Annotated in this window: 8 protein-coding genes; 2 read left to right on the forward strand and 6 right to left on the reverse strand. The window is 68.2% G+C overall.

Annotated elements, in window-relative coordinates:
* On the forward strand, nt 1–362 hold a 362-nt coding region (locus V3T34_RS17325; protein WP_305079474.1), incomplete at its 5' end, for a transglutaminase-like cysteine peptidase.
* 2 nt (nt 363–364) lie between these two features.
* Here the strand turns inward: V3T34_RS17325 and V3T34_RS17330 are convergent.
* Entirely contained in the window at nt 365–628 is a 264-nt protein-coding gene (locus V3T34_RS17330; RefSeq protein WP_305079475.1) for a hypothetical protein, read from the reverse strand.
* Between the two features lie 273 nt (nt 629–901).
* Here V3T34_RS17330 and V3T34_RS17335 point away from each other — a divergent pair, with 273 nt between their 5' ends.
* Complete coding sequence (locus V3T34_RS17335) at nt 902–2,284, forward strand: DUF459 domain-containing protein (protein ID WP_407942724.1); 1,383 nt, start codon at nt 902–904, stop codon at nt 2,282–2,284.
* A gap of 285 nt (nt 2,285–2,569) precedes the next feature.
* Here the strand turns inward: V3T34_RS17335 and V3T34_RS17340 are convergent, their stop codons facing one another.
* The 5 genes from V3T34_RS17340 to gltB form a co-directional block, all read right to left on the reverse strand.
* Complete coding sequence (locus tag V3T34_RS17340) at nt 2,570–3,103, reverse strand: hypothetical protein (RefSeq protein ID WP_305079477.1); 534 nt, start codon at nt 3,101–3,103, stop codon at nt 2,570–2,572.
* Nucleotides 3,104–3,394: 291 nt separating this feature from the next.
* Entirely contained in the window at nt 3,395–5,554 is a 2,160-nt protein-coding gene (locus V3T34_RS17345; RefSeq protein ID WP_305079478.1) for a TonB-dependent siderophore receptor, read from the reverse strand.
* A gap of 385 nt (nt 5,555–5,939) precedes the next feature.
* On the reverse strand, nt 5,940–7,367 hold the full coding sequence (locus V3T34_RS17350) for a glutamate synthase subunit beta (RefSeq protein WP_060848458.1): 1,428 nt from the start codon (nt 7,365–7,367) through the stop codon (nt 5,940–5,942).
* 45 nt (nt 7,368–7,412) lie between these two features.
* A complete protein-coding gene (locus V3T34_RS17355) occupies nt 7,413–8,015 on the reverse strand; it encodes a glutathione S-transferase family protein (RefSeq protein WP_305079485.1) in 603 nt (200 codons plus the stop codon).
* A gap of 242 nt (nt 8,016–8,257) precedes the next feature.
* On the reverse strand, nt 8,258–12,967 hold the full coding sequence (gene gltB, locus V3T34_RS17360; RefSeq protein ID WP_305079479.1) for a glutamate synthase large subunit: 4,710 nt from the start codon (nt 12,965–12,967) through the stop codon (nt 8,258–8,260).
* Between the last annotated feature and the right edge of the window lie 694 nt (nt 12,968–13,661).

Raw genomic sequence — 13,661 nt, forward strand, 5'->3', positions numbered from 1 at the left:
ACACCAGCTTGCGCGCCGTCACCGACCAGGAGCACTGGGGCGTGCCGGACCGCTGGGACCTCGCCGAGGACGGCTCGGGCGATTGCGAGGACTTCCAGCTCCTCAAGCGCAAGCTGCTGGCCCAGGCTGGCCTGCCCCGCCGGGCGATGCGGATGACCGTCGTCATCGACGACAAGGGCGAGGGCCACGCCGTGCTGATGCTGCGCACCGACCGCGGCGACCTCGTCCTCGACAACAAGACCAGCGCCGTGCTGCCCTGGCACAAGACCGGCTACACCTACATCAAGCGCGAGGCCGACGAGTCGATGCGCTGGGTCTCCCTCGGCCGGGCGGTGTCGCCGGTCGTGACCGCGAACCGCTGATCTTACCGCTCGAACCGGGCCGCCAGGGCCTCGCTCGCCAGGATGGCGCTGCCGTTGGCCCAGGGCAGCGGCAGGATCACCCGCATGCCGGGCGGCGGTTCCGGGACGACCGGCCGGGCGAGCGGCGCGGCGAGCGGCACCGGATCGAGGCCGGGCCGCAGCGTGAACGCCGCAGCCTCCCGGCCGCCCCGGGCCAGCAGCGCGACCGAGCCGATCGCGGCGACGAGCGCAGCCTGGAATCCCAGCCGGCGTAGGGTCCGCACCATGTGAGCACTCGCCTGTCCTGCGGCGACGATGTTCGGGATCGGTCGCTCGTTCGCAGAGACCTTCGGCCCGGGCCGCTTAACGGCCGGTCGTCGGCGCAGCCGACTCCGCCTTCGCATGACGACGACTTGCCGCGATGCTGAACGGAGGTTTTACACTGGTCTTCCCGCCTCGGTAACCTTGACGGAACGGTCGCGCGAAGGCCCGGGGCCGCGGGATGGGCCGGAGCGGCCGCCCGCGCTATATTCGAACCCATGACGATGCGGTCGAGGACGATGCGGATGGGTTGGCCGGCGGGACGCACGCTGTCGCGGCTCGTCCTATGGGGCCTGCTGGCGGGCCTCGCCGCGCCGGGCCCGGCCCAGGCGCAATATTACGACGAGGGTTACGCCCCGCGCCGCCCCGTCGAGGGCGGCTACGGCTATCGCCGGCGCGATCCCGGCTATCGCCCCGCGCCCGAGCCGCAGCGCCAGTTCTACTGGCCGTGGGAGGATCGCCCGGCCGCGGCACCCCAGGCCCAGGATTACGGGCAGCCCGCCCCGCGCGGCGCCTACCGCACTCCCCGCCCGCGGCGCGAACGCGAGGTCGTCCACAGCCGCGAGGGCCGCTCGGTGCAGCGACCCAAGCCCCGCCCGGCCCCGGTCGTGGCCCGTCCCGCAGCCCCGAAGCCGAAGACCGACCCGGCGACCCAGATCGCAGTGTTCGGCGACTCCCTCGCCGAGCTGCTGGGCCAGGGCCTCGACACCGTCTACGATTCCTCGCCCGACGTCGCGGTGATCCGCCGCGCCAAGGGCGACAGCGGCCTCGTGCGCAAGGACGTGGTCGACTGGCCGAAGGCGGCGGAGGACTATCTCAAGACCAACCCGAAGGTCTCCTACGCCGTGGTGATGGTGGGCGCCAACGACCGCCAGCCCCTGCGCGACGGCGACCAGTCCGTCGAGCCGCTGAGCGAGCGCTGGCGCACCCTCTACCGCGACCGGGTCGACGCGCTCCTCAAGGTGTTTTCCGACCGCAAGGTGCCGGTGGTGTGGGTCGGCGAGCCGCCGATGAAGAGCGACACCCTCTCGGCCGACATCACCTCGCTCAACGAAATCTTTCGCGATCGGGTGCAGCGGGCGGGCGGCGTCTACGTCGACATCTGGCCCGCCTTCGTCGACGAGAACAACCGCTACGCCGCGACCGGGCCGGATCTCGAGGGCCAGCAGGCGAAGCTGCGCACCGCCGACGGCGTGCATTTCACCCAGGCCGGTGCCCGCAAGGCGGCGCATTTTGCCGACGTCGAGATCAAGCGGCTGATCGAGGCCAAGGGTGGCACCCCGACCCCGCCCGAGGCGGTAGCGGCCGTGAGCCCCGAGGCGCCGCCGCCGGCCGCCGGTACCGCGAAGCTCGACGACGACGCGGCGATCGACCGGCTGATCACCGCGATGCTGCCGAGCCTGCCCGAGCCGCCCGGCATCCCGACGCTCCCGGTCAAGCCGGCCGCCGGCCCGGTGGTGCCGCTGACCCGCACCGAGGTCGCGCCCAACGGCCAGCTCGTCACCGGCCGGCCGCGGATCGACCGCGACACCGGCTACACCCTGGAGCGCAGCCTGACCCGCGGCGTCGCCCCCCCGCCCCAGCCGGGCCGGGCCGACGATTTCCGCTGGCCGCGGGGGTGAGGAAGGACTCGCTGCTCAAGGGGAAATATACGAAGCGAGCCCCTTGAGCCAGATCAGGAGAATCTCCGCTCTAATAGAGAGCTCCTCTTCTCATCCCCGGAATCGAACGATGCGGCAGCGCTAACGTCGAACCACAAATCAATGCAACTGCGCACTTAAAATACGATGCGAAATATATTAAATAATTTTGTATTGTTTTACGCTGATTGTAATTATCGATAAGATCATACAAATAAATCAATACAAATTATAATGTTAATTTAATCAAAAATTTTTTACCTTACTCTATAATTTACTGGAATCCGGCAGTCGTCCTCGAATAGACATCCAATCGTTCCATCGGCGCAAAAGCCGCTGATAGTCTTCGTATGGAAACCGTTCCCGAGATTGCTGGTACGATGGCTCGTGAAAAAGCATGGCTGATTTCCAAAGCTCACCAACCAACATCGTAGCCAGTTGCTGACGCTTGACGACGAAATCGATCTTCAGGCGCAGGTCGGTCCGCTGCGCGTCGCCGTCGACATAATGACCATCTAACTCGTAGACTTGAAAGCGCATCATATGCAGCCGGCTGGCTATCGGCGTCAGCCGCCAAGCGTGACCACCGGGCTCGTCAAAGAATCGGACATTGCAAGGCCGCGCGTCGATCAACGCTTCGCCGAACTCGATCAGGCAATCATACACACAGGAAAATACGGCGGACACACGGCATTCCACGGTACTTCCCCGTGTGTAGATCGTCAGGTCGCTCCATCCGAACCGACCGGCAACCAATGTCACGTTGAATTCGTCGAAGGCTTCTGAAAAATCTTGGGTCATAACAACTCCGGCAGGATCTCGATCCGAGTTGAAACTCCCGGAACGTTGCGCTTGTGACAGGCGGCAGGCTGACGGGGTCCGGGGGGCGAACGTCGCGTCGGACACCAGTCGAACGCCCTGCGCCATAGATGAATCGTCATAAATTTCCTACGACAATCAACAATGTTCGGAGTGGACTCTGTCCAAAAAGGAGACACTTAGCATCATATTTGAAAATGACCCGGAGTGGATTTAAAAAACTCATATGGAGCGGAGCCTGCTACCATATCATCGATTTATCGGGCTCGGCCGCTACAGCCGCGCCGTGAGCGTTGCCAGCACCGAGAACGGTGCGCCCGGGATGTTGTTAAACTGGTTGAACGGCGCCTCGATGTAGCGCGCGTTGGTCAGGTTCTTGAGGTTCAGCGAGAACCGGGCGTGCTCGTTGAGGTCGTAGAAGACCGCCGCATCGACACGGGTATAGGCGCCGACCTTGTAGGTGTTGGTGATGTCGCCGAAGCGCGAGCCGACATGGGTCACGCCGGCGCCGAGCCCGAGGCCGCGCCAGAACCCCTCGTCGAACTGGTAGGTGGTCCAGACGCTGCCGCTGAATTGGGGGGCGCCGTCGAGGCGGTTGCCGACCGGAATCGCGGTATCGCGTGTCACTCGGGCATCGGTGTAGCCGACGCCGCCGATGACCTTCCAGCCCGGCAGGATCGTGCCGGCGAGATCCGCCTCGACCCCCTTCGAGCGTTGCTGGCCGGTGATGATCGAGAAGCCGGTATTGACCGGATCGTTCGCCGCGACGTTGTTGCGGGTGATGTCGAACACCGAGGCGGTCAGGCTCAGGTCCGGCGAGAACTCGAACCGGGTGCCGACCTCGACCTGCTCGCCGGTCTCCGGCGGCGGACTGGCGGCACCGAAGACGTTGGCGGTCTGCGGCTTGAACGAGGTGGTGTAGCTCGCGTAGAGCGCCAGCGGCTCGGCGACCCGGTAGATCAGCCCGACCCGCGGCGACACGCCGGACAATTGCTGCTCGGGCGGGATCGCCGTCGAGGCCGGCGTGCGGCTGAAATAGAACTGCGAGCCGGTGTCGTAGCGGATGCCGAGCAGCAGTTGCAGCCCGTAGCCGAGGTCGATCTGGTCCTGGGCGTAGAGCCCGGTCAATTCGGTCTTCTGCTTGAGATCGCTCTGCAGCGACAGCGTGCCCGGCAGCGCGAGGCCGGGAACGGGATTGAGGAAGCTCACCGAGGCGAGCGGACCTTGCGTGGTGGTCGCCCGCCGGTACCCGTTGACGTACTCGACGCCGAGGAGCGCGGTGTGGCGCAGGCCGAGCCAGTCGAACTTCGCCACCAGTTCGGTTTGGCTGTCCACCGCGGCGTAGGTCGAGGTGGTGGCCGTGGTGCGGCGGGTGAGCGTGAGCCCGTTGGCCGAGACGCCGTTGGCCCGGGCCGCGATCGCGTCGAAGCTGCCCCCCTGCGCGTTGATCACCTGGCGCAGCATCAGGTGCTCGTTGAAGTCGTGCTCGACCTTCAACGTCCCGAAATTCGCATTGGCGTTGTAGCGCGAGAACGGCTCGCCGTAGTAGCGCGAGATGTTGTCGAGTGGTACGCGGCCGTTCCGGGCGACCAGTCCCTCGTCGTAGACCGTGTCCTGGCGGGTGAACTCGCCGATGAACGTGACCCGCGTGTCCGGGCTCGGGTTCCAGCTGAAGGCCGGCGCGATGAAGAACCGGGAATTGTCGCGCCCGGCGAGTTCGCGAAACGTCGGGTCGACCTGCGTCCCGAAGCTGAGGCGGGCGGCGAGCCCGTCGGTGCCCGGCACGGCCCCGGAGGCCGAGGCCTGGACCCGCCGGAAGCCGAAGCTGCCGGCCTGGATGCTGGCATCCGCCGTCGGCGCCAGGCTCGGCTGGCGGGTGACGATGTTGATGACGCCGCCCGGATCGCCCCGCCCGTAGAGCACCGAGGCCGGGCCCTTCAGCACCTCGATCCGTTCCACGTCGGCGAGGTCGCGCTGGACCGGGTAGAAGGTGTTGGCCTGGTTCATGAACACGCCGTCGATGGCGTAGGTCTGGGTCCGGAAGCCGCGGATGATGAAGGTGTCGCTGCGGCCCTGGATGGTGCCGCCCGGCTGCACGTTGCTGACGTTGAACAAGGCATCGGCGAGCCGCGTCTCGGCCCGGTCGACCAGAACCTCGCGCGGCACGACGTTGACGGTCTGGGGGACGTCGCGCAGGGGCGTGTCGGTCTTCGTCGCGGTGGCGCTGCGGGTGGCGCGGTAGCCCTGGACCGGGCCGATGGCCGTCTCCCGGAAGGCCGGGGCGCCGGCGACCGTGATCGCATCGAGGGCGATGGCCTCGCCCGCCTCCTGCGCCGTCGCCCTGCTGCCGGCCAGGACCGGCGCCGCGCCCGCGAGCAGTGCGAGGACGAGCGACGACCGGTGCCGGCCGGCGGGACGAGGGGTTGGGCGCACGGGAACCTACCAGGGAAGACGATGATCTCCTGGCGGCGTTAGGCGCTCGCCCGTCGGCAATCAATCGCCATGTAGAGGCAAGATCTGGAACGATTCCAGCCCCGGTCGCAATCGCCATTGGTGTGGCATCGAGGCATCTTCGATAGTGTTCGTACCAGTGGATAACTCGCCTTCCACTGCGTGAATTAGAATAGATATAAGAAGGATGGCACCGCGTACCGATCCCTGCGGCATCCGGCTGGGCGGGGTCGACCACCCTCGGCTCGCGGGGTTCCGAAACGACGACGGGACCCGCCCCGGACGGAGCGGATCCCGCGATCGGCAGCAGCGCATCGGGCCGACGGGGCGGGGCCCCGCCGAGAAGTCCCGAGCAGGAAATCCTGCTTCAGAGCGGCAGGGTCGTCGTCCCCATCAGCGCCTCGTCGATCGAGCGGGCGGCCTGACGGCCCTCGCGGATCGCCCAGACCACCAGGGACTGGCCGCGGCGCATGTCGCCCGCCACCCAGACCTTGTCGGTCGAGGTGCGGTACTGGACGTCGTCGGCCTGGACGTTGCCGCGCTTGTCGCGGGCCACGCCCGATTCCTCGACGAGGCCCTGGGCGACAGGACCGGCGAAGCCGATCGCCATGAAGACGAGGTCGGCGGGCAGCAGGAACTCGGAGCCGGCGATGGGCTTTCGGGACTCGTCGACCCGGGCGCAGACCACGCCCTTCACCTTGCCCTTCTTGTTGCCCTCGATGCGCAGCGTCGCGGCCTGGAACTCGCGCTCGGCTCCTTCAGCCTGGCTCGACGAGGTGCGCATCTTGGTCGCCCAGTAGGGCCACACGGTCAGCTTGTCCTCGCGCTCCGGCGGGCGCGGGCGGATGTCGAGCTGGGTGACCGACAGGGCGCCCTGGCGGAAGGCGGTGCCGACGCAGTCCGACGCGGTGTCGCCGCCGCCGATCACCACCACGTTCTTGCCGGCGGCGAGGATCGGCTCCTCGGCCGTGGCGGCCTCCTGGCCGACGCGGCGGTTCGACTGGACGAGGTAGGGCATGGCGAAGTGCACGCCCTCGAGCTCCTGGCCGGGCAAGCCGGGATCGCGCGGGGCCTCGGCGCCGCCGGCGAACAGCACGGCGTCGAACTCGCCGTGCAGGCTGGCGAAGGAGCGGGTGACGCCGACATTGACGCCGTAATGGAACTGAACGCCCTCGGCCTCCATCTGCCGCACGCGGCGGTCGATGTGGCGCTTCTCCATCTTGAAGTCGGGGATGCCGTAGCGCAGCAGCCCGCCGGCCTTCGGCTCGCGCTCGAAGACGTGGACGTCGTGGCCGACGCGGGCGAGCTGCTGGGCCGCCGCGAGACCCGCAGGCCCCGAGCCGATCACCGCCACCTTCTTGCCGGTCTTCACCGCGGCGGGCTCGGGCACCACCCAGCCCATGCTCCAGGCCTTGTCGGCGATCGCCTGTTCGATGGTCTTGATCGCGACCGGCTGGTTCTCGAGGTTGAGGGTGCAGGCCTCCTCGCAGGGCGCGGGGCAGATGCGGCCGGTGAATTCCGGAAAGTTGTTGGTGGAGTGCAGGTTGCGCGCCGCCTCCTCCCAGTCCGCGTTGAAGACGAGGTCGTTCCAGTCGGGGATCTGGTTGTGGACCGGGCAGCCCGTCGGGCCGTGGCAGAACGGGATGCCGCAATCCATGCAGCGCGCCGCCTGCTTCTTCAGGTCGTGCTCGTCGAGCGGCAGGGTGAATTCGAGGAAGTGGCGCACGCGGTCGGCCGCGAGCTGATACTTCTGCTCCTGCCGGTCGAACTCGAGGAAGCCTGTGACCTTGCCCATCGGGTGAGTGCTCAGTTCGTGGAGTGATCGGGCCGGCGGCGGGTCTTAAGCGACCCCGGCGACGGTGGCGGATGTGGGGAGCGCGTCCCCGCAGCGGGTGAGCCAGGCCCGGATCGCGGGCCGGCCCGAGAGGTCGAATCCGCCCTCGTCGGCGAATTGCGTATAGGCGAAGAGGGCGACATCCGCGATGCTGACGGCATCGCCGACGAACCACGCGGCGGTGGTCAAGTGTCGCTCCATCCGGTCGAGGGCGGCTTCGCCGCCGGCCACCTTCTTCGGGTCGCGGGTCTCGGCCGGCTCGCCCCGGTAGCGCATGTGGAACCGGCAGACCGCGATCGTCGGCTCGTGGTTGTACTGTTCCCAGAACAGCCACTCGTCGATCTTGGCTTGCGTCCAGGCATCATCGGGCAGCAGGGTGGAGCCGCGGGCGAGATACCGGATGATCGCGTTCGACTGGGCGAGGCAGCGTCCATCCGGGAACTCGACGCCGGGCACCTGGCCGGCGGGGAAGCGGGCGAGATACTCGGGCGTCCGGCTCTCGCCTTTCATGATGTCGACCGGGATCCAGTCATAGGCGAGCCCGAGGTGATCGGCGACGTACCGCACCTTCAGGCAGTTGCCCGACATCATGTCGCCGTAGACCTTCACCGCGATGTTCTCCTGTCTCCGATCGTAGATCAGGCTCGCCCTCAACCCTCCCCCCTTCTGCGGGGGAGGGTGGCCTACGGAGCAGGCCGGGAGAGGGGCAGCGCGACGCTGATTGAGGTGGCGCCCTTCATCGAGCGCGCGACCTCTCCGGAAGCGTCGTCCCCTCTCCCGCCCCGCTCCGCGGGGCACCCTCCCCCGCAGAGGGGGGAGGGTTTCGCCGCGCGGCCTTCGGTACAGGCGGTTTACTCCGCCGCCACCGGCATCCGGGCCCGCTCCATCTCGCGAAGCGCCCGCCGGTACTCGACCGGCATCACCTTCACGAACTTGGTGCGGTAGGTCTCCCAGTTGTCGATGATCGCCTTGGCGCGCACCGACCCGGTATACTTCAGGTGGTTGTTGATGAGCCCGACGAGGCGCTCCTCGTCGTGGCCCGACATGTTTTCGAGGATGTCGATGCGCCCCTTGGTCTCCAGGTCGCCGTCCTGGTGGAAGCGGCGCATGAACTCGTCCTCCTCCTCGACCGGCTCGAGATCGACCATCGACAGGTTGCAGCGTTTGGCGAAGGAGCCGTCCTCGTCGAGCACGTAGGCGATGCCGCCCGACATGCCGGCCGCGAAGTTGCGCCCGGTCTCGCCGATCGACACGACGACGCCGCCGGTCATGTACTCGCAGCCGTGGTCGCCCATGCCCTCGACCACCGCGATGGCGCCCGAGTTGCGGACCGCGAAGCGCTCGCCCGCCGCGCCCCGGATGTAGGCCTCGCCGGCGATCGCGCCGTACAGTACGGTGTTGCCGACCATGATGGTGCGGTCCGACGGCGAGCCCAGCGCATCCGTGGGCCGGATGATCAGCTTGCCGCCCGACAGGCCCTTGCCGACATAGTCGTTGGCGTGGCCGGTCAGGCTCAGCGTCACGCCGGCGGCGAGCCAGGCGCCGAAGCTCTGGCCGGCGGTGCCGGTGAGCTTCACCGTCAGGGTGTCGTCCGGCAGGCCTTCGTGGCCGTGCGCCTTGGCGACCGCACCCGAGAGCATCGCGCCCGCGGCCCGGTCGGAGTTGCGGATCGTGTCCTCGACGGTCACCGCGACACCGGTCTCGATCGCGTCGCCGATCGCCGCGATGAGGCGACGGTCGAGGACCTGGTCGATCGGGTGCTTCTGGGTCTCGACGTGACGCAGCGCCACCGTCTCCGGCACGTCCGGCTTGTGGAACAGCCGGGTGAAGTCGAGGCCCTTGGCCTTCCAGTGCGAGATCGCCGCGAGCTTGTCGAGGTATTCCGAGCGGCCGATCAGCTCGTCGAGCTTCGTCACGCCGAGGGACGCCATCAGCTCGCGGACTTCTTCGGCGACGAAGAAGAAGTAGTTGATGACGTGCTCGGGCGTGCCCTTGAAGCGCTTGCGCAAGACCGGGTCCTGGGTCGCGACGCCGACCGGGCAGGTGTTGAGGTGGCACTTGCGCATCATGATGCAGCCCGCCGCGATGAGCGGCGCGGTCGAGAAGCCGAATTGGTCGGCGCCGAGCAGGGCCGCGATCAGCACGTCCCGGCCGGTGCGGATGCCGCCATCGGCCTGGAGCGCCACCCGGCCGCGCAGGTGGTTGAGCACCAGCGTCTGCTGGGTCTCGGCGAGCCCGATCTCCCAGGGACCGCCGGCGTGCTTGATCGAGGTGAGCGGCGCCGCACCCGTACCGCCGTCGAAGCCCGAGATGGTGATGTGGTCGGCGCGCGCCTTGGCGACGCCGGCCGCCACCGTGCCGACGCCGACCTCCGCCACCAGCTTGACCGACACGTCGGCCGCCGGGTTGACGTTCTTGAGGTCGAAGATCAGCTGGGCCAGGTCCTCGATCGAGTAGATGTCGTGGTGCGGCGGCGGCGAGATCAGGCCGACGCCCGGGGTCGAGTGGCGGACCTTGGCGATCTTGGCGTCGACCTTGTGGCCGGGCAGCTGGCCGCCCTCGCCGGGCTTGGCTCCCTGCGCCACCTTGATCTGCATCATGTCGGCGTTGACGAGGTATTCCGTCGTGACGCCGAAGCGGCCCGAGGCCACCTGCTTGATCGCCGAGCGGCGCGAGCGGCCGTCCGGCAGCGGGCGGAAGCGCTCGCGCTCCTCGCCGCCCTCGCCCGAGTTCGAGCGGCCGCCGAAGGAGTTGACGGCGATCGCGAGCGTCTCGTGCGCCTCCTTGGAGATCGAGCCGTAGGACATCGCGCCGGTGGCGAAGCGCTTGACGATCTCGACCGCCGGCTCGACCGCGTCGATCTCGACCGAGGTCCGGCCGAGCTCCGCCGCGCTCTTGATCCGGAACAGGCCGCGGATCGTCTTGAGGTGGTTCTCCTGCTCGTTCACCATCTTGGCGAAGGCCCGGTAGCGCTCGGGCAGGTTGAGCCGGACGGCGTGCTGGAGCGTCGCGACGGTGTCGGGCGTCCAGGTGTGGGCCTCGCCGCGCAGGCGGTAGGCGTACTCTCCGCCGACGTCGAGGGCGGTGCGGTAGACCGGCGCGTCGCCGAAGGCGTCGCGGTGGCGGCGCACCGTCTCCTCGGCGACCTCGGCCATGCCGATGCCTTCGATGGTGGTCGCCGTGCCGAAGAAGTCGCGCTCGACGAAGGCCGAGTTCAACCCGATCGCGTCGAAGATCTGCGCGCCGCAATAGGACTGGTAGGTGGAGATGCCCATCTTGGACATCACCTTGAGCAGGCCCTTGTCGATCGACTTGATGTAGCGATAGACGATCTCGTCGTCGGTCAGCTCCGGCGGCAGCTCGTCCTTCATCGCGATCAGCGTCTCGAAGGCGAGATAGGGGTTGATCGCCTCGGCGCCGTAGCCGGCGAGGCACGCGAAGTGGTGCACCTCGCGCGGCTCACCGGATTCGAGCACGAGCCCGACCGAGGTGCGAAGCCCCTTGCGGATCAGGTAGTTGTGCACCGCCGCGGTGGCGAGCAGGGCCGGAATCGGGATCCGGTCCGGGCCGACGGCGCGGTCCGAGAGCACGATGATGTTGTAGCCGCCGCGCACCGCCGCCTCGGCGCGGTCGCACAGACGGTCCAGCGCGCCCTCCATCGCCTGCGCGCCGGTCTCGGCCGGATAGGTGATGTCGAGGGTCTTGGTGTCGAAGCGGTCCTCGAAGTGGCCGATGCAGCGGATCTTCTCGAGGTCCGCGTTGGTCAGGATCGGCTGGCGCACCTCGAGGCGCTTCTTGCGCGAGGTGCCCTCGAGGTCGAGGATGTTCGGCCGCGGCCCGATGAACGAGACGAGGCTCATCACGGCCTCCTCGCGGATCGGGTCGATCGGCGGGTTCGTCACCTGCGCGAAGTTCTGCTTGAAGTAGGTGTAGAGGAGCTTCGGCTTGTCGGAGAGCGCCGAGAGCGGCGTGTCCGAGCCCATCGAGCCGACCGCCTCCTGGCCGGTCACGGCCATCGGCTGCATCAGGAGCTTGAGGTCCTCCTGGGTGTAGCCGAAGGCCTGCTGACGATCGAGCAGCGACACGTCGGTGCGCGACTCGCGCGGCTGCACCGGACGCAGGTCCTCGAGCACGATCTGGGTGCGCTTCAGCCACTCCTTGTAGGGGTGGGCGGCGGCGAGCTCGTTCTTGATCTCCTCGTTGGAGACGATGCGGCCCTTCTCGAGGTCGATGAGCAGCATCCGGCCCGGCTGCAGGCGCCAGGACGAGACGATCTTCTCGTCCGGGATCGGCAGCACGCCCATCTCGGAGGCGAGCACGACGAGCCCGTCATCGGTGACGAGGTAGCGGGCGGGGCGCAGGCCGTTGCGGTCGAGGGTGGCGCCGATCTGGCGGCCGTCGGTGAAGCAGAGCGCGGCCGGGCCGTCCCACGGCTCCATCAGGGCGGCGTGGTACTCGTAGAAGGCGCGCTGCTCCTCGCTCATCAGCGGGTTGCCGGCCCAGGCCTCCGGCACGAGCATCATCATCGCGTGGGCGAGCGGGTAGCCGCCCTGCACGAGGAACTCGAGCGCGTTGTCGAAGCAGGCGGTGTCGGACTGGCCCTCGTAGGAGATCGGCCAGAGCTTCGAGATGTCGTTGCCGAACAGCTCCGAATCGACGCTGGCCTGGCGCGCCGCCATCCAGTTCACGTTGCCGCGCAGCGTGTTGATCTCGCCGTTGTGGGCCACCATCCGGTAGGGGTGCGACAGGCGCCAGGTCGGGAAGGTGTTGGTGGCGAAGCGCTGGTGCACCAGCGCCAGCGCCGAGACGAAGCGCTCGTCCTTCAGGTCGAGGTAGTAGTGGCCGAGCTGGTTCACCAGCACCATGCCCTTGTAGACGATGGTGCGCGAGGACAGCGAGACCGGGTAGAACTCCTTCAGCCGCTCGTCCTTGAGGGTGTAGACGGCGTTCGAGATCACCTTGCGGACGAGGAACAGCCGGCGCTCGAAGGCGTCCTGGTCGGCGCTGGAGGCCGGGCGGCCGATGAACACCTGGCGGTGGCGCGGCTCGCTCGCCTTGACGCTCTCGCCGAGGTCGCTCGGGTCGACGGGCACGTCGCGCCAGCCGAGCAGCGCCAGCCCCTCGTCGGCGATCGCCTTCTCGACGATCTTCTCGACGAGCTGGAAGCCCTCCTCGTCCCGCGGCATGTAGAGCTGGCCGACGCCGTAATGGCCGGCCTCCGGCAGCTTGATGCCGAGGCGCTCGGCCTCCGCCGCGAAAAAGCCGTGCGGGACCTGCACCAGGATGCCGCAGCCGTCGCCCATCTTCGGGTCGGCGCCGACGGCGCCGCGATGGTCGAGGTTCTCCAGGATCTGCAGGCCCTGCTGCACGATGGCGTGGGTCTGGCGGTTGTGCATGTCGGCGATGAAGCCGACGCCGCAGGCATCCTTCTCGTTGCCCGGGTTGTAGAGGCCCTGGCGCGCCGGCAGGGCCGGATCGCGCACGACGAGGGCGGGGACCGCCTGCCCGCGGGAGGGGTGCTGGGTCCCGGTCCGGGACCGCGACTGATCCGTGCCGCTCATGGTCTCATCTCCCATTAGGCTCGCGGGCGAGCGCGCTCGTTCATGTCGAAGGCGGCAGGTGCGCCACGTCGCGCGCCGGCCGTGAAGGGACTGCCCGCCGCACGGACCGACGCGCCTGCCGACGAGGCAGGCCCGGTCCGGGGCGAGTTATACCCGCTTCCCGAGCGGGCGAAGTGGCGCGGCCGACGCAGGGTCGCCGCAGGGGCGTGCGGGCCGAGGGCGCGGCCGCCGCCTCGTGTTGTTTCAGTCCGCGGGAGGGTCGGTCGCGTCTCGCGAAGGGAGCGCCCGCACCTCGCGAGCGCCCGGCAGGCTGGTGTCAGCCCGCGTGCGCCCGCACCGCCCGAATGGCGGCGCGTTTGGTATCTCGTTTGGCCGTCGTGCAAGCCACAAGCCAGCGCCCTTGCGACCCGGGGGCACGGAGCCCGGCCGGGAAAATGGGACAGCGGTACTGTCCTAACTCGGGGAACCTGCCAGATTTCAATCGGTCCAGCAAGAGCCCATTCCGTCCGGGCTTGTGCTTTTCTTGCGTTTCGCGATCCCGGGTCGCAACGAAACGCCGAATTCGCCCGGAACCGCGCATCTTTCCCCTGTCGAATGCCGCACAGTCCGCCCGGCAAAGCATGACCGGCATGAGCCGGGACGACTCGTGCGGACCCTCGGCACCGGCCATGATGGCCGCCCGCGGGCCCGGCTC

This window comes from Methylobacterium ajmalii, assembly GCF_036448855.1.
Classification (GTDB): domain Bacteria; phylum Pseudomonadota; class Alphaproteobacteria; order Rhizobiales; family Beijerinckiaceae; genus Methylobacterium; species Methylobacterium ajmalii.